Origin of the sequence: Naasia aerilata, from assembly GCF_030296595.1 — a bacterium.
GTDB lineage: Bacteria > Actinomycetota > Actinomycetes > Actinomycetales > Microbacteriaceae > Naasia > Naasia aerilata.
Genome location: NZ_AP027731.1, coordinates 2,001,051 through 2,022,044 on the forward strand (window position 1 = coordinate 2,001,051; position 20,994 = coordinate 2,022,044).

Annotated in this window: 21 protein-coding genes and 4 pseudogenes; 17 read left to right on the forward strand and 8 right to left on the reverse strand. The window is 70.6% G+C overall.

Going from position 1 to position 20,994, the window contains the following annotated elements; genetic code table 11:
* Window positions 1-19 precede the first annotated feature (19 nt).
* From QUE51_RS10490 to QUE51_RS10525, 8 genes are all read right to left on the reverse strand, one after another.
* Window positions 20-1,063: an ABC transporter substrate-binding protein gene (locus QUE51_RS10490; protein WP_286276359.1), complete on the reverse strand. Its 1,044-nt coding sequence runs from the start codon at window positions 1,061-1,063 to the stop codon at window positions 20-22.
* Window positions 1,064-1,143: 80 nt separating this feature from the next.
* Entirely contained in the window at window positions 1,144-2,184 is a 1,041-nt protein-coding gene (locus QUE51_RS10495) for an amidohydrolase family protein (protein WP_286276360.1), read from the reverse strand.
* Window positions 2,185-2,324: 140 nt separating this feature from the next.
* Complete coding sequence (locus tag QUE51_RS10500; RefSeq protein WP_286276362.1) at window positions 2,325-3,122, reverse strand: IclR family transcriptional regulator; 798 nt, start codon at window positions 3,120-3,122, stop codon at window positions 2,325-2,327.
* A 2-nt stretch (window positions 3,123-3,124) separates the two neighbouring features.
* Window positions 3,125-3,685, reverse strand: a complete 561-nt coding sequence (locus tag QUE51_RS10505) for an NYN domain-containing protein (protein WP_286276363.1) — start codon at window positions 3,683-3,685, stop codon at window positions 3,125-3,127.
* 66 nt (window positions 3,686-3,751) lie between these two features.
* A complete protein-coding gene (locus tag QUE51_RS10510; RefSeq protein ID WP_286276364.1) occupies window positions 3,752-4,132 on the reverse strand; it encodes a cupin domain-containing protein in 381 nt (126 codons plus the stop codon).
* 34 nt (window positions 4,133-4,166) lie between these two features.
* A complete protein-coding gene (locus tag QUE51_RS10515; RefSeq protein ID WP_286276366.1) occupies window positions 4,167-4,883 on the reverse strand; it encodes an alpha/beta fold hydrolase in 717 nt (238 codons plus the stop codon).
* A gap of 116 nt (window positions 4,884-4,999) precedes the next feature.
* Window positions 5,000-5,467 (reverse strand): iron chaperone, encoded by a 468-nt coding sequence (locus QUE51_RS10520; protein WP_286276367.1) that lies wholly within the window; start codon window positions 5,465-5,467, stop codon window positions 5,000-5,002.
* A gap of 183 nt (window positions 5,468-5,650) precedes the next feature.
* On the reverse strand, window positions 5,651-6,049 hold the full coding sequence (locus tag QUE51_RS10525; protein WP_286276368.1) for a nuclear transport factor 2 family protein: 399 nt from the start codon (window positions 6,047-6,049) through the stop codon (window positions 5,651-5,653).
* Between the two features lie 81 nt (window positions 6,050-6,130).
* Between QUE51_RS10525 and QUE51_RS10530 the strand changes: the two genes are divergently transcribed.
* The 17 genes and pseudogenes from QUE51_RS10530 (at window position 6,131) to QUE51_RS10610 (ending at window position 20,743) form a co-directional block, all read left to right on the forward strand.
* Entirely contained in the window at window positions 6,131-6,469 is a 339-nt protein-coding gene (locus QUE51_RS10530; protein WP_286276369.1) for an ArsR/SmtB family transcription factor, read from the forward strand.
* Window positions 6,462-6,932: an SRPBCC family protein gene (locus QUE51_RS10535; protein WP_286276370.1), complete on the forward strand. Its 471-nt coding sequence runs from the start codon at window positions 6,462-6,464 to the stop codon at window positions 6,930-6,932. Before QUE51_RS10530 ends, QUE51_RS10535 begins: the two co-directional genes overlap by 8 nt.
* 93 nt (window positions 6,933-7,025) lie before the next feature.
* Window positions 7,026-8,060 carry a methionine ABC transporter ATP-binding protein gene (locus tag QUE51_RS10540; RefSeq protein WP_286276371.1) on the forward strand — a complete coding sequence of 345 codons (1,035 nt, stop codon included), beginning with the start codon at window positions 7,026-7,028 and terminating at the stop codon, window positions 8,058-8,060.
* 49 nt (window positions 8,061-8,109) lie between these two features.
* A complete protein-coding gene (locus QUE51_RS10545) occupies window positions 8,110-8,562 on the forward strand; it encodes an ABC transporter permease subunit (RefSeq protein WP_286276372.1) in 453 nt (150 codons plus the stop codon).
* 17 nt (window positions 8,563-8,579) lie between these two features.
* Window positions 8,580-8,825: a hypothetical protein gene (locus QUE51_RS10550; protein ID WP_286276373.1), complete on the forward strand. Its 246-nt coding sequence runs from the start codon at window positions 8,580-8,582 to the stop codon at window positions 8,823-8,825.
* A 92-nt stretch (window positions 8,826-8,917) separates the two neighbouring features.
* Window positions 8,918-9,840: pseudogene (locus tag QUE51_RS10555) on the forward strand (MetQ/NlpA family ABC transporter substrate-binding protein).
* 308 nt (window positions 9,841-10,148) lie between these two features.
* On the forward strand, window positions 10,149-11,138 hold the full coding sequence (locus QUE51_RS10560; protein WP_286276374.1) for a TerC family protein: 990 nt from the start codon (window positions 10,149-10,151) through the stop codon (window positions 11,136-11,138).
* Between the two features lie 134 nt (window positions 11,139-11,272).
* Window positions 11,273-12,735: pseudogene (gene leuC, locus QUE51_RS10565) on the forward strand (3-isopropylmalate dehydratase large subunit).
* Window positions 12,735-13,334 carry a 3-isopropylmalate dehydratase small subunit gene (gene leuD, locus QUE51_RS10570; RefSeq protein WP_286276375.1) on the forward strand — a complete coding sequence of 200 codons (600 nt, stop codon included), beginning with the start codon at window positions 12,735-12,737 and terminating at the stop codon, window positions 13,332-13,334. The pseudogene leuC and the gene leuD overlap by 1 nt, the downstream one beginning before the upstream one ends.
* Before the next feature lie 31 nt (window positions 13,335-13,365).
* Window positions 13,366-14,734: pseudogene (gene murA, locus QUE51_RS10575) on the forward strand (UDP-N-acetylglucosamine 1-carboxyvinyltransferase).
* The gene (locus QUE51_RS10580) at window positions 14,731-15,723 is read left to right on the forward strand and encodes an MFS transporter (RefSeq protein ID WP_286276376.1); all 993 of its coding nucleotides are present in this window, start codon (window positions 14,731-14,733) and stop codon (window positions 15,721-15,723) included. Before murA ends, QUE51_RS10580 begins: the two are co-directional and overlap by 4 nt.
* On the forward strand, window positions 15,630-15,965 hold the full coding sequence (locus QUE51_RS10585) for an MFS transporter (RefSeq protein ID WP_286276377.1): 336 nt from the start codon (window positions 15,630-15,632) through the stop codon (window positions 15,963-15,965). Before QUE51_RS10580 ends, QUE51_RS10585 begins: the two co-directional genes overlap by 94 nt.
* Window positions 15,966-15,972: 7 nt before the next feature.
* A complete protein-coding gene (locus QUE51_RS10590) occupies window positions 15,973-16,716 on the forward strand; it encodes a lysophospholipid acyltransferase family protein (RefSeq protein WP_286276378.1) in 744 nt (247 codons plus the stop codon).
* Complete coding sequence (locus QUE51_RS10595) at window positions 16,709-17,782, forward strand: NAD(P)H-dependent glycerol-3-phosphate dehydrogenase (RefSeq protein ID WP_350226642.1); 1,074 nt, start codon at window positions 16,709-16,711, stop codon at window positions 17,780-17,782. The genes QUE51_RS10590 and QUE51_RS10595 overlap by 8 nt, the downstream gene beginning before the upstream one ends.
* A gap of 5 nt (window positions 17,783-17,787) precedes the next feature.
* Window positions 17,788-18,881, forward strand: a pseudogene (locus QUE51_RS10600) (D-alanine--D-alanine ligase family protein).
* The gene (locus QUE51_RS10605; protein WP_286276379.1) at window positions 18,878-19,594 is read left to right on the forward strand and encodes a VIT1/CCC1 transporter family protein; all 717 of its coding nucleotides are present in this window, start codon (window positions 18,878-18,880) and stop codon (window positions 19,592-19,594) included. Before QUE51_RS10600 ends, QUE51_RS10605 begins: the two are co-directional and overlap by 4 nt.
* Before the next feature lie 150 nt (window positions 19,595-19,744).
* Complete coding sequence (locus QUE51_RS10610) at window positions 19,745-20,743, forward strand: LacI family DNA-binding transcriptional regulator (protein WP_286276380.1); 999 nt, start codon at window positions 19,745-19,747, stop codon at window positions 20,741-20,743.
* The last annotated feature ends 251 nt before the right edge of the window (window positions 20,744-20,994 follow it).

Consider the following 20,994-nt stretch of genomic DNA (forward strand, 5'->3'; position numbering starts at 1 on the left):
CGGCCGTCGGAGGCGTTCGTCACTTCGCTTCGAGCGCGCCCGGCCAGACGAGCGTCTTCACATCGAGGCCCTTGACCGCGGACTTGACGGAGGCGTCGTCGCTGAACTTCGCCAGGAAGCCCTGGGCCGTCTTGAACGAGTCGAGGTTCACGTACGGCACGCCGCCGATGTTCCACTTGGCGACCTTCGCCTGCTCCTCGGTGAGGCCCAGGCCGGGGACGAGCGATTCGCGCGCCGCGTCCGGGTCCTCGTTGGCCGCGTCGATGGACTCGATCATCGCGTCCGAGAACGCCTGCACGGTGTTCGGGTTCGCGTCGATGAAGGGCTGCGACGTGTTCATGAACGTCGTCGCGGTGTTCTTGAACATGACCTGGTTGTTGTAGCCCAGCACGACGCCGCCGGCGTCCAGCGCGTCCTTCGCGAACGGCCACTGCATCACCGCGGCGTCCACGTCGCCGCTCTGCAGCGCCGCGGCCATCTGGCCGAAGGGGAGCTGCACGAGCTCGATCGACTTGGGGTCGATGCCCGCCTCGTCGGCGAGCGCCCACGTGGTGAGGGTGTTCATCGAGGACAGGCCGACCGTCGCGAGCTTCTTGCCCTTGAGGTCGCCGTAGTCCTCGATGCCCGAGTTCGGCGAAGCGATCGTGACCGTGCCCTCGTCGTCCGGCTTGATCTGGCCCTCGATGGTGCTGACCGTCCGGATCGGGATGCCGTTCGCGTTCGCGGTGAGCACGTGCACGACCGTGGCGAAGCCGAAGTCGTAGGTGCCGCTCGCGATGCCGGACACGATCGCCGCGACGTCGGTCTGGGGAACGACCTTCAGGTCGAGGCCGTGCTCCTTGAAGATGCCGGAGTCCATGCCGTAGAACATCGGCGCGAACTGGGACGACGGGTTGATGGCGACCGTGAGGCTCGTCTTCTCCGGCGTCGTGTCGGCCGCGGCGCTCGATCCGCCCGAGGACGCGGGAGCGTCGCCGCTTCCGGATGCGCACGCGGACAGGAGGGCGGTCGCCGCGAGGAGGGCGGCTGCGCCGGTGACCCGGCGCCTGTTGAGAAACTTCATCGTTGCTCCTTGATCGGATTGCTGGTTGGGGTTCTGGTGCTGGTCGTGCTCATGCGGAGGGTGCGCTGCTCACCCACCGGTCAGACGGAGACCTTCTCCGTCAGGCCGAGGAGGTCGACGACGTTGCCGGAGTAGATCGCGTCGCGATCCGCGTCGGTGATGATGTCCATCTCCTCGAGGTTCTTGATCGTCGACCGGATGTAGCCCGGGCCCTTCTCCGGGTCGAACGGGGAGTCGGAGCCGAACAGGGTCTGGCCGACGCCGAAGAACTTGATGGCGGTCCGCATCGAGTCGCCGGCGCCGAAGTAGGCGGTGTCGACGTAGAACTTCTTGAAGTACTCGATCGGGCGCTGCGTGAGCGGGTACCCGGCGATGTCCTCGGCCATGCTGTCCGGCGTCCGCGAGCCGAGCTGGTCCCAGCCGGGCCCGACGCGTCCGGCGAAGTGGGGAATCATCGCCCCGCCGTGGTGGATGAGGATCTTGATGTCCGGGAGGCGCTCGAAGATGCCGGCGAAGACCAGGCGGGACATGAAGGCGGAGAGGTCGTACTCCCAGCCGAGCGTCCACCAGATCTCGAACTTGCTGCGCTCCTCGGTCTTGTAGTCCGCCCAGCTGGAGTCGCGGCAGGGGTGGACCTGGATCATCTTGTTGCCGCGCTTCGCGACCGCCTCGTAGAACGGGAAGAACTTCTCCTGGTCCATGGGGCCGCCGTGGTGGTGGGTGTAGATCTGCACGCCGACGGCACCCAGCTCGTCGAACGCGCGGTTCGCCTCCGTGATGGCGGCGTCGACGTCGTCGAGCGACACCGCGGCGCAGAAGCCGGCGAAGCGGTCAGGGTGGGCGTCCACGAGCTCGGCCATGCCGTCGTTCGCGATGCGGGCGAGCTCCACGGTCCGGTCGACGGGACCGAGGTCTTCGAGCGGCGGGGCGGCGGTGTTGATGATCTGCCGGTAGTTCGGGCCGAACTCGTCCATGATCCGGAAGCGGAGATCCATGTCGACGAGGGCGGGAACGCCGCTCACGCGCTTCTGAACGTTGCGGGCCACCGGGCTGTCATCGATCGCGAAGAGGCGCTTCGCGTACTCCTCCGGGAGCATGTGACAGAAGGCATCGATCTTCATTGGTCGGGCGTCCTTCCTTGAGACCGCTGCGGTGCGGTCTGCGACGTCCTGCTAGCCAATCCCGGCCGTCGCAGGGGGACAAGCGATCGTGTGGCCACATTCCGCCATGCGGAATAGCCGGGGTGGGCGGGGCGCCCGGGCTAGGACGACCGACGCGACAGGTCTTCGCGGATGAGTGCCGCGCACTCGCGGAGCTCGATCACGATCTCCCGGACCTGGCGTCGGGACATCCGGGAACTCGGCGCGGACACGGCCAGAGCGGCGATCACGCGGCCGAGCTGGTCACGCAGCGGGACTGCGACGGCGCTGAGGCCCTCCTCGCTCTCGCCCTCGTTGAGGGCGTAGCCGCGCATCATCACGAGCGACAGGTCGTCGACGAGCTGCGTGAACGTCTTCGTGCGCGGCGTGAGCTTCCGGAGCCCGGTGGGGTACAGCTCGCGCAGGCGGTCCCGCGACAGCTCGGCGAGCAGCACCTTGCCGCCCGACACCGCGTACGCGGGCAGCATGGTGCCGGTGAGCACGTGGGTGCGCACCCGCTGGTCGCTCTCGAAGCCCGCGACGAACCGCACCGACGGGCCCTGCAGCACGAGCATGTTGACCGTCTCGCCCAGCTTCGCCGACAGCGCCCTCAGGTGCGGCTCGCCCGCCGCGCGGAGGTCGAAGGCGCTCGTGCTGCCGACGCCGAGCTCGATCAGTGCCGGGCCGGCGCGGTACGCCTTCGACACGCGGTCCTGGGTGACGAACCCGCGGTCGGCGAGGGTGCTGAGCAGCCGATGCGCGGTCGACGGAGCGATGCCGACCGCGGCGGCCGCGGCGGTGACTCGCAGCTCCGGCTCCTGCTGCAGCAGCAGGAGCAGGCGGAGGGCGTGATCGACCGCCCCGACCCGGTTCCTCGACGCCTCCTCGGCGCCTCCGGGCGCCTGGCTGTCCTGGTCCACGGTCAGCGGAGGAACACCTGCGGGTCGAACTCGGACAGCGGGATGATCCGCACCCGGGGGAGCGGTGACGTGAAGGCGCGGACGTCGCTCTCCAGGTCGTAGAGGGGGACGTCGAGCGCGCCGTAGGCCCCGCTGACCAGCTCGGGGAAGCCGATGAGCCCGACCCGCTGGTCCGCATCGAGGAGGCGCTCGACCTGCTCGACGAAGTCGGCGTCGTGGCTGCAGAGCAGCACGTCCGCATCCCGGCCCACGAGGGCGTCGAGGGTCCGCTGGATGCCGATGTCGACGACCTTCTCGGTCGTCGAGCCGGACAGCGGGACCGGGCGGAAGCCGATGTTGAGCAGGGCGCTCACGAACGGCCCTGGCAGGTAGCCGTTGGACGCGTTGAGGAAGAACAGCCCGGTGACGTCCTGATCCCACAGGCGGCGGGCGAAGTCGATGACGCGCTCCCAGCGCGGGCGCTCGGAGGGCTCCGGCTTGCGGCCGAGCACCGTCACGCCGAGGGTCGCGTCGATGTTCTCACCGTCCACGAGGATGTAGGTGCGACGGGGCGTGCGGTCCACGGTGCTCCCTCAGGCTCGGTCTGCTGCATCGCGCAGTGAGGCCGAGCCTAAGGGAAGAGGCCCTGATCAGGCCCCCGGCGGTGGCGCCCCAGCATCCGTGAACGTGGCGATCGGCTCCTGCGCCTCGACGAGATAGGTCGAGAGCATCCGCCCGGTGCCGGGGCCCAGGTCCCGCGCGTTGTGCGGCGTCCGCGGCGGGATGAGGAACGGGCTCCCGGCGGGCAGCGTCAGGGTCGGTCGCCCATCGATCCGCATCTCCACCGTGCCGGCGAGGATGTAGCCGACCTCCTCGCCCGGATGGATGTGCCAGCCGGACTCGACCCCCTCCGGGATCTCGGTGAGCACCTGGACGATGTCCCGTCCCGGGATCGATGAGCGCTCGTGCTGGAGCTCCGTCCGCTGCAGGGTGCCGGCGAGGGCGTCGTGCGGGTCCTCGACCGTGGTCATCGAGGAGCCCGTCCGATCGACACCGCGCCCTGCGTCATGCGGACTCCAGGGTGCGGGTTCCCGCCGCCTCGAGGATCATGGCGACGAGGTCCTGCGCGTGCGACATACCGACCACGTGCGATGCCCCCGCGACCTCGAGCGTCCGCTTCGCTCCCGCCCGTTCCGCCATGAAGCGGTGGACGGCGACCGGGATGTTGCGGTCCAGCTCGCCGAACATGAACCAGGACGGCACGGACTTCCAGAGCGGCGCCACCGCCTTGTCGGCGAACGCGGACTCGAGGATCGGGCGCTGCGTGGCGCCCATCTGCCGCGTCATCACTTCGGGGAGATCGGCCGCGAACTGGTCGTGGTAGTGCTTCTGCGAGATGTACAGGTCGGCGGGGCCGTCGCTCTGCCGCACAGACTCCAGGGTCGGGCCGAGCGTGGAGCCGGGGAACTTGCCCGAGAGGTCCGCGGGCGACTCTCCGACCTCGGGCGCGAACCCGGAGAGGTAGACCAGGGCGACGATCTGACCTGCGTCGGCGGGGACGTCGCTGATGACGGAGCCGCCGTAGGAGTGGCCGACCAGCACGACGGGGCCGGAGAGGCTGCGCACCACGTCGGCGACGTAGCGGGAGTCGGAGGGCACGCCGCGCAGCGGATTCGCCACGGCGACGACGTCGTGGCCGGCGTCCTGGAGCGGGGGGATGATGTCGTTCCAGCTGGACGACTCGGCGAATGCGCCGTGGACGAGCACGATCGTGGGCTTCATGAGACTCCTTCTGCCGGACGTCCGGGCGTCGGCCGCCTCGACCCGGACAAGCTCCTCCGGGCCGCCCCGCTCCGCCAGAGGACCTCGTCCCTCAGTCGCCCTTCGGGCGTGTCGCGCTAGGCGGTCGCCCGCCTCACCAGCTCGACGATCCGCGCCTCCACCTCGGGCGTGAGCTCCACGATCGCGTAGGAGGTGGGCCACATGTCGCCTTCGTCGAGCTCCGCCGCCTCGTTGAAGCCGAGCGTCGCGTACCGGGCCTTGAACTTGGCAGCGGCCTGGAAGAAGACGATGTTCTTGCCGTCCTTCGCGTAGGCGGGCATCCCGTACCAGGTCTTGGGTGTCAGAGCCGGGGCGGCGGAGGTGATGATCGTGTGCAGACGCTCCGCGAGGGTGCGGTCGGGCTCGGGGAGCTCGGCGATCTTCGCGAGCACCTCCTGCTCCGGGTCGATCGCGGTGCCCGCGGCCTTCCGCCGAGCGGCGGCCTTGAGCTCGCGGGACCGCTCCTTCATCGCGAGCTTCTCCTCCGCGGTGAAGCCCTCGGCGTCGGAATCGGTCCTCTTCGTGGACCCGGCGGTCTCGGTCATGGCGGTCTCCTGTCTCGTGCGGGGCGGCGATCGCGGCCAGCCTAGGGATTCGCCCGCCCGCCCCGCTTCTCCATTCCTGCTCGGTCAGGCGGGCCCGCCGGCCCCCACCGCGCCGAGGTGGCAGTTGCTGCTGCCACCTCGGCGGTGAAGCAGCAACGAGTGCCACCTCGGCGGCCCGGATGGTCAGCGCGCGGCGGCCGCGGCCTGGAGTGCCTCGTTGACGGGAGCGAAGGCGACCCGGTCGAGCAGGAGCTCGACCTCGGTGATCCGGCCGTCCCGCACGGTGAGCAGCTCGACGCAGCGCACGGCGCCTGCGGGCGTGCCCGTGACGAAGTCGTAGACCACGCAGGCGCGCTCTCCGTCGGCAAACACCTCGCGGATGTCGTTGCGCTCGAGCGCCGGGAGGAGCCGGCGCAGCGCCTCGAGCCACTCCTCCTTCGAGAAGGATCCGCCGGCGAAGGTGGCGACCATGCCGTCGGCCAGCAGGGTCTCGAGCGGCGCGAGATCGCGACGGCCGACCGCCTGGATGTAGGCGCGGGCGGGTTCGGCGACGTTCTGGGTGGAGGCGTGATCTGTGCTCATGACGAGGACCGTAGCTCCCGCGGTCGCGTTCCACAAGTGTATGTTTGTGGACGACACTGAACTCGCGAACGGAGGAGGACGATGGCCGCACACGCCGCCGCTGAGGAGGTCGACCGATCTCTGCGAGCGCTCGCCGACGGGAACCGGCGGGCGATCCTCACCGCACTCCGGTCGGAGCCGCGGCCGGTCGGCGAGCTCGCGGCGCAGCTCGGCCTGTCGCAGCAGACCACCTCGCACCACCTCGGCGTCCTCCGCGACGCGGGGCTGGTGGCGGAGACGCGTGTCGGCGTCCGGCACCTCTACGCCGTGCGGGCCGACGGATTCGCGGCGGCGCGGGAGTACCTCGACGGGTTCTGGCCGGACCGGCTCGCGGCTCTCCGGGATGCGGTCGAGGCGGGGCTGGGGGACGGGCATGCCTGACTTCACGTCCGACATCGAGATCCGGGCGACCCGGGAGCAGGTGTTCGAATACCTCGTGACGCCGTCCGGGCTCACGTCCTGGCTGGGCCAGCACGCGGAGGTCGAGCCCGTCGAGGGAGGCAGTTTCGCGGTGGACATCGCCGGATTCCCGATCCGCGGCCGCTATGTCGAGGTGCGCCGCCCGGAGCGCGTCGTCGTCAGCTGGGGCGTGGCCGGCAGCGACGACTTCCCGGCCGGATCCTCCACGGTCCGCTTCACCCTGACCTCGACCGATCGCGGCACGAGGGTCGAGCTCGAGCATCTCGGGATCCCGAACCCGTACGCCGATGGCCACCGCGACGGCTGGCAGCACTTCCTGCCGCGGCTCGCGGAGAGCGCGGCCGGCCGCGCGCCCGCCGACGACGCCGATTGGCTGCCGCTCGCGGTTCGCCCTGCGGGCGATTCTCCGCGTCCCGGGCCGTAGCCGCCGACCCCTCGCGTAACGTCTCGACACGTGCCGCAACACTGAGTCGCCGGACCTCGCGGGGCGGTCCCAGCCGCCCCTACGCTCGCGGCCATGATCGGGATCGAACGACTCACCAAGACCTACGGCCACGGGGCCGGCACCACCGTCGTGCTCGACGGGCTCGACTTCACGGTCGGCACCGGCGAGATCTTCGCGGTCGTCGGGCCGAGCGGGGCCGGCAAGACGACCCTCGCCCAGTGCGTGAACCTGCTGGAGCGGCCCACCTCCGGATCCGTGACGGTCAACGGCGTGAACCTGTCCCGGCTCACCGAGCGTCAGCTGCGCGTGGCCCGCAGGCGGATCGGCACCATCTTCCAGTCGGACGGGCTCTACAGCCGCAGGACCGCGGCCCAGAACGTCGCCCTTCCCCTCGAGTACCTGGGCGTCACCGCCGCCGAGTCCCGCAACAGGGTCGCGGAGCTGCTCGACCGCGTGGGGCTGTCCTCACGGGCGTCGTTCTACCCCCACCAGCTCTCGGGCGGGCAGCGGCAGCGGGTGGGGATCGCCCGGGCGCTCGCGCTGCGCCCGTCGGTGCTCCTGTCCGACGAGGCCACCTCGGGACTCGATCCCGACTCCACGGCGTCCATCGTGGAGCTCCTCAAAGAGCTGCGGGACGACCTCGACCTCTCGATCCTGTTCATCACCCACGAGATGGACACGGTGCTGCAGGTCGCCGACTCGGTCGCGCGCCTGGAGCGGGGGCGGATCGTGGAGTCGGGGCGCATCGTCGACCTCCTGCGGGACCCGCACTCCGTGCTCGGCCGGTCGCTGCGCCCCAGGCGCGATGCCGAGGCGGCGCCGGCGGGGACGGAGCGCTGGTTCGTCGGCTACACCCACTCGGCGGTGCCGGCCGACTGGCTGATCCGTCTCGCAGCGGACCTCGACTCGCCCATCCATCTGCTCGGCGCCTCGATCGAGACGGTGTCGGGGGAGACGGTGGGACACGCGACTCTCGCCGTCCCGGCTCTCGAGCCGGGCCGGATCGAGGCAGCCGCGCGCGCATTGGGGCTGGATGCGCGGCGCCTGCCCGCCCCGGCCGGCTCCGCGCCCGCCCTCGCCGCAGCCGCGCTGGAGCGGGTCGCGTGAGCGGGGCGCTCCTCGTCGGCGCGGGGCCCTGCGGCCCGCGACGAACACCGTGCCGCTGGCCGAGATCCCCGCGCTCGTCCTGCCCGCCCTGGTCGACACCCTGATCATGGTCGGCATCGTGATGACCGTCGTCGTCCTGGTCGGCGTCCCGCTCGGCGCTCTCGTGCACAACCTCGCCCCGGGCGGGCTGTTCGAGAACCGGCCTCTGCATCAAGTCCTCAGCGGCGTGGTCAGCGTCGGCCGGTCGCTGCCCTTCCTCATCCTGATGGCGGCGATCATGCCCTTCACCCGGTTCGTGACGGGCACCAACATCGGCATCGCCGCGGCCGTCGTCCCCATGTCGCTCGCCGGGATCGCGTTCTTCTCGCGGATCGTCGAGAACTCGCTCCGGGGCGTGCCGCCCACCCTCATCCGCGTGGCCAGGGCGTCCGGCGCATCCCCGCTGCAGATCATCCGGACCGCCCAGCTCAGCGAGGCCCTTCCTCGATCCTCGGCGGCCTGACGATCAACACGATCGCGATGATCGAGTACTCCGCGATCGCCGGCACGATCGGCGCGGGAGGCATCGGCTACGTCGCGGTCACCTACGGGTACCAGCGTTTCGACACCACGGTCATGCTTGCGACCATCGTGATCCTCGTGGCCACCGTCGCCCTGGTGCAGCTCCTCGGTGACCAGCTGGCGCGCTTCGCGAATCCGGAGGCGCGGATCCGGCGCGTCCGGCCCTCCCGCCTCAGGACCGCGGCGGTCGAGTCCGCCGCCTGACCGGCTCCCCCTCGTCCTTCTTCCCCTTCTCCCTTCCCACCTTCCTGGCGCACGCCGGCCTTCGGCGTGCCCGCACTTCGAGAGGAACACCCATGTCCCAGGACACCGCGACCCATCCCGTAGCGCCCACCGACGGCACGGCGCACGGCTTCGAGCTCAGACAGCGGAGGCGCTGGCCGTGGATCGCCGGCGGAGTCGTCGCCGTGGCGGGCATCGCCGCAGCCATCGCGATCCCACAGCTGGCAGGCCAGAAGTCGCCGAACGAGGTGGCGGGCGCGACCCTCACGGTCGCCACGGCCGAGGGCAACTCGGCGGAGCAGGCGCTCGTGCAGTTCGTCGCCGAGAAGGTCGCGCCGGACTACGGCATCAAGGTCGCCTTCCGCGGGCTCTCCGACAGCAACACCATCAACCGAGCCGTGAGCGATGGCGAGGTCGCGGGCACCGTGTACCAGCATCGGCTCTGGCTCGGCCAGGTGCTCGAGGCGAACCCCGACTTCAAGGAGGAGGCGGCCACCCCGGTCTTCCGCTGGGGCTTCGGACTGTGGTCCGACAAGTGGGGAGCGCCGACCAGATCCCGGACGGCGGGAAGATCTCCCTCTACTCCGACCCGGCGAACGAGGCACAGGGCCTGTGGCTGCTCCAGGAGGCGGGCCTCATCACCCTGAGGGAAGGCGCGACGCCAGGCACCGCGACCCAGGACGACATCGCGTCGAACCCCAAGCACCTCCAGTTCGTGCTGCTCGACTTCGCGGCCCAGTCGCGGTCGCTGCCCGACCTCGATGCGGCCGCCGGCTACACCGAGTACTACCTGGCGGCGAACATCCCGCTCCAGCAGCAGATCTTCGCCCCGCCCGCACCGGACGACTTCGCCGGCCAGCTCACGATCGGCAGCAAGTGGGCCGACACCGACAACGTCAAGAACCTGGTCGCGGCCTTCCAGGACCCGCGCGTGCAGGACTTCCTGGCGACGGATCCGGCCGTGAAGGGGATCCTCCTCCCCATCGACGCGAAGTAGCCCGCCGCCCGTGCCGAGGTGGCAGTGGCCGCTGCCACCTCGGCCGGGAGGCCACCTCGGCGGGCATCCGTCGCCCCCAGCGGCGGCGGCCGCCCCACCCGCCGTCGCCTCCGCGCTCCACGTTCGCGGTGCGCCGCCGCGACCGCCGCGAGCCGTCCGGTAGGCTGGGCGGCGCGAGAGGGAGTATCCCGTAACGCGGCGTCCGTCAGGACGGGCCCCGATGGTGAGGCCCCGGGCGCCGAGGCGCCGAAACGGCGCGGGAGAGACTTTCGGTTCATCGCCAACCGCGAAACCGAAGGAAGCCCCGTTTGGACCTCCAGCTCCCGCTCTGGTTCGAGATCACGTCGTTCGTGGTGCTCGGCCTCATCCTCATCGGCGACCTCGTGCTCGCCTACGTGCGCCCGCACGTCCCCTCGACCCGCGAGTCGGCCCTCTGGGTGGGGCTCTACGTCCTGCTCGCCCTGGTCTTCGCGGGATTCATGCTCGTGCTGGGCGACGCCGAGCACGCGGGGCAGTTCATCGCCGGCTGGCTGACCGAGTACAGCCTGTCGATCGACAACCTGTTCGTCTTCGTCATCATCATGAGCCAGTTCTCCGTGCCCAAGAAGTACCAGCAGGAGATCCTGATGGTGGGCATCATCCTGGCGCTCGTCTTCCGCGGGATCTTCATCCTGCTGGGCGCTGCGCTCATCTCGAACTTCAGCTGGATCTTCTACCTGTTCGGCGCCTTCCTCGTCTACACGGCGTGGACGCAGGCGTTCGGCAAGGACCACGACGAGGAGAACGAGAGCCGGCTGATCAAGTTCCTCCGGGGACACATCCGGATCACGGATCAGTACGACGGCAACAAGCTCCGGACGACGGTCGACGGGGTGAAGCACTTCACGCCGATCCTGGTGGTGTTCATCGCCATCGGCGCGACGGACGTGCTCTTCGCCCTCGACTCGATCCCCGCCATCTTCGGCATCACGACAAGCCCGTTCATCGTGTTCACCGCGAACATCTTCGCCCTGATGGGGCTGCGCCAGCTGTACTTCCTGCTCGGCGACCTGGTGGAGCGGCTGGTCTACCTCAAGTACGGGATCGCCTTCATCCTCGCCTTCATCGGCGTGAAGCTCGTGCTGCACGCCATGCACGAGAACGAGCTGCCCTTCCTCAACGGTGGGGAGCACATCGAGTGGGCGCCGGAGATCAACACCTGGACCTCGCTCGGCGTGATCGTGGCGGCGATGGCCGTGGCGACCATCGCGAGCGTCGTGAAGCTGCGCCGGGACGCGCGGGCCGAGATCGGCTCGTAGGGCCGGTGCTATCCTTTCCCGGTGCTTCGCTCCTCGCTCCTTCTTAGCCGCCGCGACGAGGCCTGATCTTCCCAGCCTCCCTCGTCGCGGAGTCTGTCCTGGGCTGATAACGACGACGCAGGAGAAGCACGACCATGACTGAGACCACCGAGCTGCACGGGCGCACCCTGGCCGAGAAGGTCTGGCAGGACCACCTGGTGACGAAGGGTGAGGACGGCGCGCCCGACCTCCTCTACATCGACCTCCACCTGGTGCACGAGGTCACGAGCCCGCAGGCCTTCGACGGCCTGCGGATGGCGGGCCGCCCGGTCCGCCGCCCCGACCTCACCATCGCGACCGAGGACCACAACACCCCGACGCTTGCGATCGACCGGCCCATCGCCGACCTGACCAGCCGCACGCAGATCGAGACCCTGCGCCGCAACGCGGAGGAGTTCGGGATCCGCCTGCACTCGCTGGGCGACCTCGAGCAGGGCATCGTGCACGTGGTCGGCCCGCAGCTGGGGCTCACCATGCCCGGCATCACCGTGGTCTGCGGCGACTCGCACACCTCGACCCACGGCGCGTTCGGCGCGATGGCATTCGGCATCGGCACGAGCGAGGTCGAGCACGTGCTCGCCACCCAGACTCTGCCGCTCAAGCCGTTCAAGACGATGGCGATCACCGTCGAGGGCGAGCTGCGCCCGGGCGTGACGGCGAAGGACATCATCCTCGCCGTCATCGCCAAGATCGGCACCGGCGGCGGGCAGGGCTACGTGCTCGAGTACCGCGGCAGCGCCATCCGCGCCCTCTCCATGGAGGGGCGCATGACGATCTGCAACATGTCGATCGAGGCCGGGGCCCGCGCCGGCATGGTCGCGCCGGACGACACCACGTTCGCCTACCTCAAGGGCCGCCCGCACGCTCCGGAGGGCGCCGACTGGGATGCCGCTGTCGAGTACTGGCGGACCCTCGCGACCGACGACGACGCGGTGTTCGACGCCGAGGTCTTCCTCGACGCGAACACGCTCGAGCCCTTCGTGACGTGGGGAACCAACCCCGGCCAGGGCTCGTCGCTGTCGGAGACCGTTCCGGATCCCGCTGCGATCGCCGACGCGAACGAGCGCGCCTCCGCCGAGCGGGCGCTCGAGTACATGGCGCTGACGCCGGGGACGCCGCTCAAGGAGATCCCCGTGGACGCCGTGTTCATGGGGTCGTGCACGAACAGCCGCATCGAGGACCTTCGCGCCTTCGCCTCCATCGTCCGCGGCCGCACCAAGGCGCCCGGCGTCCGTGTGATGGTCGTCCCCGGCTCCGCTCGCGTGCGGATCGAGGCCGAGGCCGAGGGACTCGACAAGGTGTTCGAGGACTTCGGCGCCGAATGGCGGTTCGCCGGCTGCTCGATGTGCCTCGGCATGAACCCGGACCAGCTGGCCCCGGGGAGCGCTGCGCCTCCACGAGCAACCGCAACTTCGAGGGCCGGCAGGGCAAGGGCGGCCGCACGCACCTCGTGTCGCCCCTCGTCGCCGCGGCCACCGCGGTGCGGGGGACGCTGTCGAGCCCGTCCGATCTCGACCAGGACCAGCTGGTCGCGACGAGTGCCGAGGCGGTGCGCTGATGGATGCCTTCACGACGCACACCGGCATCGCGGCGCCGCTCAAGCGCAGCAACGTCGACACCGACCAGATCATCCCGGCCGTCTTCCTCAAGCGCGTCACCAAGACCGGCTTCGAGGACGCGCTGTTCTACTCCTGGCGTCAGGACCCCGACTTCGTGCTCAACCGGCCCGAGTTCGCGGGCGCATCCGTGCTCGTCGCGGGGTCGGATTTCGGGACGGGGTCGAGCCGGGAGCACGCCGTCTGGGCGCTGCGCGACTTCGGCTTCCGAGTCGTCCTCAGCCCGCGCTTCGGCGACATCTTCCGGGGCAACTCCGGAAAGCAGGGTCTTGTCACCGGAACGGTGTCCGAGGAGGATGTCGCGAAACTCTGGACGGTCATCGACGCCGACCCGGGAATAGCGGTTACCGTCGACTTGGTTGCCAAGAGTGCCTCCGCCGGAGCGCTCACGGTGCCGTTCGACATCGATGACTACACCAGATGGAGACTCCTCGAGGGGCTGGACGACATCGCCCTGACCCTGCGCGACGAAGCGCGCATCGCCGAATACGAAGGGCGCCGCGAGAGCTGGCGTCCCACCACCCTCCCCGTCCGCTCCTAGCGGGCCGAGGGACCGGAGCAGTAAGGATCCCGTGAACAGTCTCGTCACAGACGCCCAGAAGGCCGGTGAGCGCGTCGGCCTCACCTTCGATCGCATCACGATCGACGGTGGAGTCCGCTCCGCGGGCGCATCGAAGTCCGCGGTGCCAAGAACCTCGTCACGAAGGCCATGGTCGCCTCGCTGCTCGGCGAGACCTCCAGCCTCCTCCGCGGGGTTCCGGACATCAGCGACGTGCGCGTCGTCCGCGGGCTGCTCGAGGTTCACGGCGTGAAAGTGACGGAGGGCGCCGAGCCCGGCGACCTCATCCTCGACCCGACCAACGTCGTGACGGCGCACATGGCCGACATCGACGCGCACGCGGGCTCGAGCCGGATCCCGATCCTCTTCTGCGGACCCCTGCTGCACCAGCTGGGCGAGGCCTTCATCCCCGACCTGGGCGGCTGCCGCATCGGCGACCGGCCCATCGACTTCCACCTCGACGCCCTCCGCCGGTTCGGCGCGGTCGTCGACAAGCTGCCGAGCGGCATCCGGATCACGGCCCCCAACGGCCTGCACGGCGCCGACATCGAGCTGCCGTACCCGAGCGTCGGCGCGACAGAGCAGGTGCTCCTCACGGCGACCCGCGCCAAGGGCATCACCGAGCTGCGCAACGCCGCGATCGAGCCCGAGATCATGGACCTCATCGCGATCCTGCAGAAGATGGGCGCGATCATCTCGGTCGAGCCGAACCGCGTCATCCTCATCGAGGGCGTCGACAAGCTCGAGGGCTACACGCACCGCGGCATCTTCGACCGCAACGAGGCGGCCAGCTGGGCCTCCGCGGCTCTCGCGACGGGCGGCGACGTGTTCGTCGGCGGCGCGAAGCAGGAGCACATGATGACGTTCCTCAACGTGTTCCGGAAGGTCGGCGGCAAGTTCGACATCTACGAGGACGGCATCCGGTTCTACCACCCGGGCTGCGACCTCAAGCCCGTCGTCATCGAGACGGACGTGCACCCCGGCTTCATGACCGACTGGCAGCAGCCGCTCGTGATCGCGCTGACGCAGGCGCACGGCACCTCGATCGTGCACGAGACCGTCTACGAGAACCGCTTCGGCTTCACGGACGCGCTGATCGAGATGGGCGCCGACATCACGGTGCACAAGGACGGGCTCATCGAGGGGAGCGCCGCGTGCCGCGCCGCGACCTCGAGCAGGCCGCCGTCGTCGTGGGCCCCACCCCGCTGCACGGCGCCGACATCGTGGTGCCGGATCTCCGCGGCGGGTTCTCACACCTGATCGCCGCACTGACGGCCGAGGGACGCTCCACGGTCAGCAACGTGGGCATCATCAGCCGCGGCTACGAGAACCTCGTCGGCAAGCTCGAGGCCCTCGGCGCTCAGTACATCATCGAGGGATGACCTCGGGGGACACGTCCACCGAGGCCGCCACCACCTCCGGGACCGGCCGGCGCGCCGTCTCCGTCGGGCTGTTCGTCGCAGCCCTCCTGCTGGCGTGCATCAACCTGCGTGCGCCGTTCGTCGCGGTCGCGCCGGTGGCGGGGGCGATCCGCGACGACCTCGGGATCGGCGCCGCGCAGGTGGGGCTGCTGACCAGCATCCCGGTCCTCTGCTTCGGGCTGGCGTCGCCGCTCGCCCTGCTGGTCGTCCGGCGAACCGGAGCCGAGGTGGCCCTCCTCGCGTGCCTGGCGGGGATCATCGCGGGTGCGGCGGTCCGCTCCGCCGGGCCGTTCTGGCTGGCGATCGCGGGCACCGTCGTCATCGGGGTCGCGATCACGATCGGCAACATCGTCGCGCCGGTCCTGATCCGGCGCGATGTCCCCGCGGCGCGCGTGGGCGCGGTCACCGGGGCGTACGCGGCCACGCTCAACGTGGGGGCGATGCTCGCGTCGGTCTCCACCGCCCCGCTCGCCGCCTGGCTCGGCTGGCGCGGCGCGCTGGCCGCGTGGATCGTCCTCGCCCTCGTGGGCGTCCTCGTCTGGTCGCTGTTCCTGCGGCGCCAGGGCCACGTCGAGCGGGTGCACCACCCCGCCACCGATGCACCCGTCGTCTGGCGCCGCCCGCTGGCCTGGCTCCTGGCGCTCGCGTTCATCGGGCAGAGCACCTCGTACTACGGCCTGACCGCGTGGCTGCCCTCGCTGCTCTCCGATGAGCGCGGCTTCAGCGCAGAGCAGGCCGGCTTCGCCGCGTCCCTGTTCCAGATCTGCGCGGTCGCGGGCGCACTCGGGGTGCCCTTCCTCGCCTCGCGCCTTCCCCTTGGGCGCCCATCCTGGTGCTCAGCGTCCTCTGGATCAGCATGCCCCTCGGGCTGCTGCTCGCACCGGACCAGTTCCTCCTCTTCAACGCGCTGGGCGGGGTCGCCCAGGGCGGCGGCTTCGCGGCGCTGCTGACGGTCATCGCGGTCGCCGCCGGCGACGCCCGACAGGCCAGCGCCCTCTCCGCCTTCGTGCAGGGCGTCGGCTACACGGTCGCCGCCCTCGCCCCTCCGGCGCTGGGGCTGGCGCACGACGTGACGTCGGGCTGGAGCCTTCCCCTCGTGCTGATGGTCGGCACCGCGGCGTCCTTCGGGGTCTTCGGCATGATGGCGGCGATGCACGGCGGGAGACGGAGGGCGACGCGTGCGGCACGATAATGGTCCGGTGCGACGGAAGCCGGAGAAGACGACCCCCTCGGCGTTCTGGCCCGTCGCCAGCCTGGTGGTCCCGCCGCTCCGGCTCGTGACCCGGATCCGCCTTCTCGACGAGGACAAGGTCCCCGAGACCGGCGCGTTCGTCCTGGCCCCCAACCACTACACCGAGGTCGATCCCATTGTGATGGGCTACGTCCTCTGGCGCCTGGGCCGCGCGCCGCGGTTCCTCACCAAGGCGTCCCTGTTCAAGGTCCCCGTGGTCGGCGCCGTCCTCCGGGCCACGGGCCAGATCCCCGTCGAACGCGGCGGGTCGGCTCGAGGAGGCGTGACCCTCGCCGCGGCCGGCAAGCTCGTCGAGGAGGGGCGTCCGGTCATCGTCTACCCGGAGGGCTCGCTGACCCGGGAGCCCGCCATGTGGCCGATGCGAGGCAAGAGCGGTGCCGCGCGGCTCGCCCTCGAGTCCGGCGTTCCGGTGATCCCCGCCGCACACTGGGGTGCCCAGGACCTGCTTCCCCGCTACGGCAAGAAGCCCCGCCTGTTCCCTCCGGCGCGGATCGCCGTCAAGTTCGGCGACCCCGTCGACCTGTCCCACCTGGCCGGCCGGCCGCTCGACGCCGCAACCCTGGCGGAGGCCACCGAGGCGATCATGGCCGCGATCACCCGGCTCCTCGAGGACCTTCGCGGTGAGCGGGCGCCGGTCGAGCGGTGGGATCCTAAGAAGCAGGGACAGACGGAGACGGGCCGCTTTGACTGACGCGACACCCGGATCCGCCTCGGCGGCCGCGGCGTCCGCGAGCTCGCACGACGCCCCGCCGGTGCCCGGACCGCACGTCGCCGTGTTGGGTGCGGGAAGCTGGGGCACCACCTTCGCGAAGGTCCTGGCCGACGGCGGCTCGGCCGTCACCATCTGGGCCCGCCGTCCCGAGCTCGCTGCCGAGATCTCTATGGGCAAGCGCAACAGCGACTACCTGCCCGGCATCAACCTGCCGCGCACTCTGCAGGCCGACAGCCGACTCGCCGCTGTGCTGGACGGGGCGGAGCAGGTGTACATCTCCGTGCCGAGCCAGACCCTCCGGTCGAACCTGCGCGACGTCGCTCCCTACCTGGACCGGCACGCGGTCGTCATCAGCCTCATGAAGGGGGTCGAGCTCGGCACCGGCAATCGGATGAGCGAGGTCCTCGCGCAGGAGCTCGGAATCGGCGGGAGCCGCATCGCGGTGGCCTCCGGGCCCAACCTCGCACTCGAGATCGCCAAGGAGATGCCGACGGCCGCGGTCGTCGCCTCCGAGGACCTGCTCACCGCCCAGACGATCGCCGCGACGGCCACCAACCGCTACTTCCGGTCGTTCGTCAACACCGACGTGATCGGCACCGAGTTCGGCGGCGTCCTCAAGAACCTCATCGCCCTCGCCATCGGCATCGTCGACGGGGTCGGCTACGGCGAGAACACGAAGGCGTCGATCCTCACGCGCGGCCTCGCCGAGATGTCGGCCTTCGCGGCCGCCTACGGCGCACAGCCGGAGACGATGTCCGGTCTCGCAGGCCTCGGGGACCTCATCGCGACGAGCGAGTCGCCCCTGTCCCGCAACAACCGTGCCGGCCGGCTGCTCGGCCAGGGCTACGGCCTCGCGGAGGTCGTCGCCTCGATGCAGCAGACCGCCGAGGGGCTCTCCTCCGTCGCGCCTGTGCTCGAGCTCGCGCGGGCGCGGGGCGTGCTCATGCCCATCGTGGAGCAGGTGGGGCAGGTGCTCGACGGCACGCTGGCGCCCCAGGACCTCGCCCCGCACCTGACCACCGACGACCTTCCCCAGGGAGAGTAGGCGCCATGGCCACAACGACCCACCGCCTGCGCATCGCCCTGCTGTTCGGCGGGCGCTCGAGCGAGCACTCGATCAGCTGCGCGACCGCCGGAGGCGTCCTCGGCGCCATCGACCGCGAGCGGTACGAGGTGATCCCGGTCGGCATCACGCGCGACGGCGCCTATGTGCTCGAGAGCGACGACCCGGCCCGATTCGCGCTGGACGCGGATGCGCTGCCCGAGGTCGACGACAACGGCACGCGCATCCGCTGGCCGGAGAGCAGCCGCAGCCGCAAGCTCCTCGTGCGCGAGGGCGACACGGAGCGCTCGCTCGGCGACATCGACCTCGTCTTCCCGATCCTGCACGGCCCCTACGGCGAGGACGGCACGGTGCAGGGCATGCTCGAGCTCGTCGGGCTGCCCTACGTCGGCAACGGCGTGCTCGCCTCCGCTCTCGGCATGGACAAGCACTTCACGAAGACCGTGCTCGAGGCGGCCGGCATCCCGGTCGCGCCGTGGGTGACGGTCACGCAGCGCGAGTGGGCGGCGGATCCCGAGCTGTGGGGAAGGCGCATGCGCGCCCTCGGCTATCCGCAGTTCGTGAAGCCCGCGCGCGCCGGCTCGTCGGTCGGCGTCAGCCGCCTGACCGAGGAGGCCGGAGTGGAGGCCGCCCTGGCGACCGCCTTCGCCGAGGACGACAAGGTGCTCGTGGAGCGGGGCATCGCGGGCCGCGAAGTGGAGTGCGCCGTGCTCGGCGGCCGAGCCGGGGGCCGCCCCGCGCCTCCGTGGCCGGCGAGATCGTCGTGACCGGCCGCGACTTCTACGACTTCGACGCCAAGTACCTCGACGCTCCCGGGGTCGAGCTCGTGTGCCCCGCGGATCTGCGCGACGGGGAGCTGGCCGAGCTGCAGCGCATCGCCGTCCGGGCCTTCGAGGCGATCGGCGGAGCCGGCCTCGCCCGGGTCGACGTGTTCCTCACCGAGACGGGCTTCGTCGTGAACGAGGTCAACACGATGCCCGGCTTCACTCCCATCTCGATGTTCCCCAAGTGCTGGCTCGCCTCCGGGCTCAGCTATCCGGCGCTGATCGACGAGCTCATCGCGCTGGCCCTCGAGGCATGACCGGCCAGGCGGTCGCCCATCCGGGTGAGCCGCACGGCAACGGCGGGGGCGCCCGGCTCAACTGGCTCCGGGCGGGCGTCCTCGGCGCGAACGACGGCATCGTCTCGACGGCCGGCCTCGTCGTAGGCGTGGCGGGAGCGACGACCGCGACCGGACCGATCCTCACGGCGGGCGTCGCCGGCCTCCTTGCGGGAGCCGTTTCCATGGCGCTGGGGGAGTACGTCTCGGTGAGCAGCCAGCGCGACTCCGAGCGGTCGCTGCTCGAGAAGGAGCGCCGGGAGCTGGCCGACTTCCCCGAGGAGGAGCTCGAGGAGCTGACGGCCATCTACCAGGCCAAGGGACTCACCCGCGCCACCGCCGAGCAGGTGGCTCGCGAGCTGACCGCGCACGACGCCTTCGCCGCCCACGCGGACGCCGAGCTCGGGCTGCGACCGGACGAGCTGACCTCGCCCTGGCACGCGGCCATCGCGTCCGCCATCGCCTTCAGCATCGGGTCGGTGCTGCCGCTGCTCGCGATCCTCCTGCCGCCCGAGGACATGCGGGTGCCCGTCACCTTCGTCGTCGTGCTGCTCGCGCTCGCGCTCACCGGGGCGACGGGTGCCGTGCTCGGCGGCGCCCGCAAGCTGCGCGCGACGATCCGCGTCGTGGTCGGCGGCGCGCTCGCGATGGCGGTGACGTTCGGGATCGGCGCCCTCTTGGGCACGGCGATCTAGTTCGCCCCGGCTCGAATCGGGCCGGATCGGGCATTCCGGGGCCGAAGCGGCGGCCCGGAATGCCCGGATCGGCCCGGCTAACCGCCTGCAGGGACGGAGAGTGCCGCGACTTCTTGCGCAGACTCGCAACTTCTTGCAACGATATGCGTCATGTCGAGACGACTGGCGGAGGTCGCCCGCAAGGTGGGCGTCAGCGAGGCGACGGTCAGCCGAGTGCTCAACGAGAAGCCGGGGGTCTCGGCGGCCACCCGCCAGGCGGTGCTCACCGCTCTCGACGTCCTCGGCTACGAGCGCCCCAGCAAGCTGCGCGGCGAGCGGGCCCGCCTCGTCGGCCTCGTGATGCCTGAGCTGCAGAACCCCATCTTCCCCGCGTTCGCGCAGGCGATCGGCGGCGGGCTCGCACAGAACGGATACACCCCCGTCCTCTGCACGCACACCGCCGGCGGCATCTCGGAGGCCGATTACGTCGATCTGCTGCTGACGCAGCAGGTGTCCGGCGTCGTCTTCGTCGGCGGGAGCTACAACCAGCTGGACGCCTCCCACGAGCACTTCGCTCGTCTCGCAGATCTGCGTCTCCCGACGGTCCTCGTCAACGCGCCGGTGCCCGAGCTCGCCTTCGCGACCGTGTCCTGCGACGACGACGCCGCTGCGGAGCAGGCACTGCTTCACCTGCGGCAGCTCGGCCACGAGCGGGTCGGCTTGCTCCTCGGCCCGCGCGACCACGTCCCGTCCCTGCGCAAGCTCCGCGCGGCCGAGCGCATCGCGGGCGGAGCAGTCGACCCGGCGCTCGTCGCGCACTCCCTCTACTCGCTCGAAGCGGGCCAGGCCGCCGCCATGCGGCTGCTCGGTGCCGGGGCGACGGCCATCGTGTGCGCGAGCGACCCGCTCGCCCTCGGTGCCATCCGTGCGGTGCGGAGGGCTGGCAAGACGGTCCCCGGCGACGTCTCGGTGGTCGGCTACGACGACTCGGCTCTGATGAACTCCACGGATCCGGCGCTCACGACCATCCGCCAGCCGATCGAGCCCATGGCCCGCATGGTGATCGAGCTGCTGCTGCGGCAGATCTCGGGCGACTCCGCGTCCTTCGAGGAGTTCCTCTTCGAGCCAGAGCTCGTGGTCCGGGCGTCGACGGCCCGCGTCGCCGGCTGAGCGGGACCGCTCCCGCAGCGGCGCCGCGCCTGACCCCACCCACTGATCGAGGAGCTCGCGCAGCGAGCGTCTCGAAACCGACGGTGCGCACCGGCGTGCGCCTCCGCACGGGTTTGATTTCGAGACGCGCTCCTGCGGCACTCCTCGATCAGCGGCCAGGGTGCCTGCAATGCGCCGCAAACGTCAGCAAGTAGCTTGCGAAATGTTTAGTTCTTGCGTCATTTTGTCGTACTCAGTACGTTCGGCGGCAC

Coding starts and splice junctions, on each gene's coding strand:
- QUE51_RS10490 (WP_286276359.1), bottom strand. CDS start 1,063: ATGAAGTTTCTCAACAGGCGCCGGGTCACCGGCGCAGCCGCCCTCCTC.
- QUE51_RS10515 (WP_286276366.1), bottom strand. CDS start 4,883: ATGAAGCCCACGATCGTGCTCGTCCACGGCGCATTCGCCGAGTCGTCC.
- QUE51_RS10550 (WP_286276373.1), top strand. CDS start 8,580: ATGATCGAGTACTCCGCGATCGCCGGCACGATCGGCGCGGGAGGCATC.
- QUE51_RS10535 (WP_286276370.1), top strand. CDS start 6,462: ATGCCTGACTTCACGTCCGACATCGAGATCCGGGCGACCCGGGAGCAG.
- QUE51_RS10580 (WP_286276376.1), top strand. CDS start 14,731: ATGACCTCGGGGGACACGTCCACCGAGGCCGCCACCACCTCCGGGACC.
- leuD (WP_286276375.1), top strand. CDS start 12,735: ATGGATGCCTTCACGACGCACACCGGCATCGCGGCGCCGCTCAAGCGC.
- QUE51_RS10510 (WP_286276364.1), bottom strand. CDS start 4,132: ATGACCACGGTCGAGGACCCGCACGACGCCCTCGCCGGCACCCTGCAG.
- QUE51_RS10530 (WP_286276369.1), top strand. CDS start 6,131: ATGGCCGCACACGCCGCCGCTGAGGAGGTCGACCGATCTCTGCGAGCG.
- QUE51_RS10605 (WP_286276379.1), top strand. CDS start 18,878: ATGACCGGCCAGGCGGTCGCCCATCCGGGTGAGCCGCACGGCAACGGC.
- QUE51_RS10520 (WP_286276367.1), bottom strand. CDS start 5,467: ATGACCGAGACCGCCGGGTCCACGAAGAGGACCGATTCCGACGCCGAG.
- QUE51_RS10495 (WP_286276360.1), bottom strand. CDS start 2,184: ATGAAGATCGATGCCTTCTGTCACATGCTCCCGGAGGAGTACGCGAAG.
- QUE51_RS10525 (WP_286276368.1), bottom strand. CDS start 6,049: ATGAGCACAGATCACGCCTCCACCCAGAACGTCGCCGAACCCGCCCGC.
- QUE51_RS10585 (WP_286276377.1), top strand. CDS start 15,630: ATGCCCCTCGGGCTGCTGCTCGCACCGGACCAGTTCCTCCTCTTCAAC.
- QUE51_RS10540 (WP_286276371.1), top strand. CDS start 7,026: ATGATCGGGATCGAACGACTCACCAAGACCTACGGCCACGGGGCCGGC.
- QUE51_RS10610 (WP_286276380.1), top strand. CDS start 19,745: ATGTCGAGACGACTGGCGGAGGTCGCCCGCAAGGTGGGCGTCAGCGAG.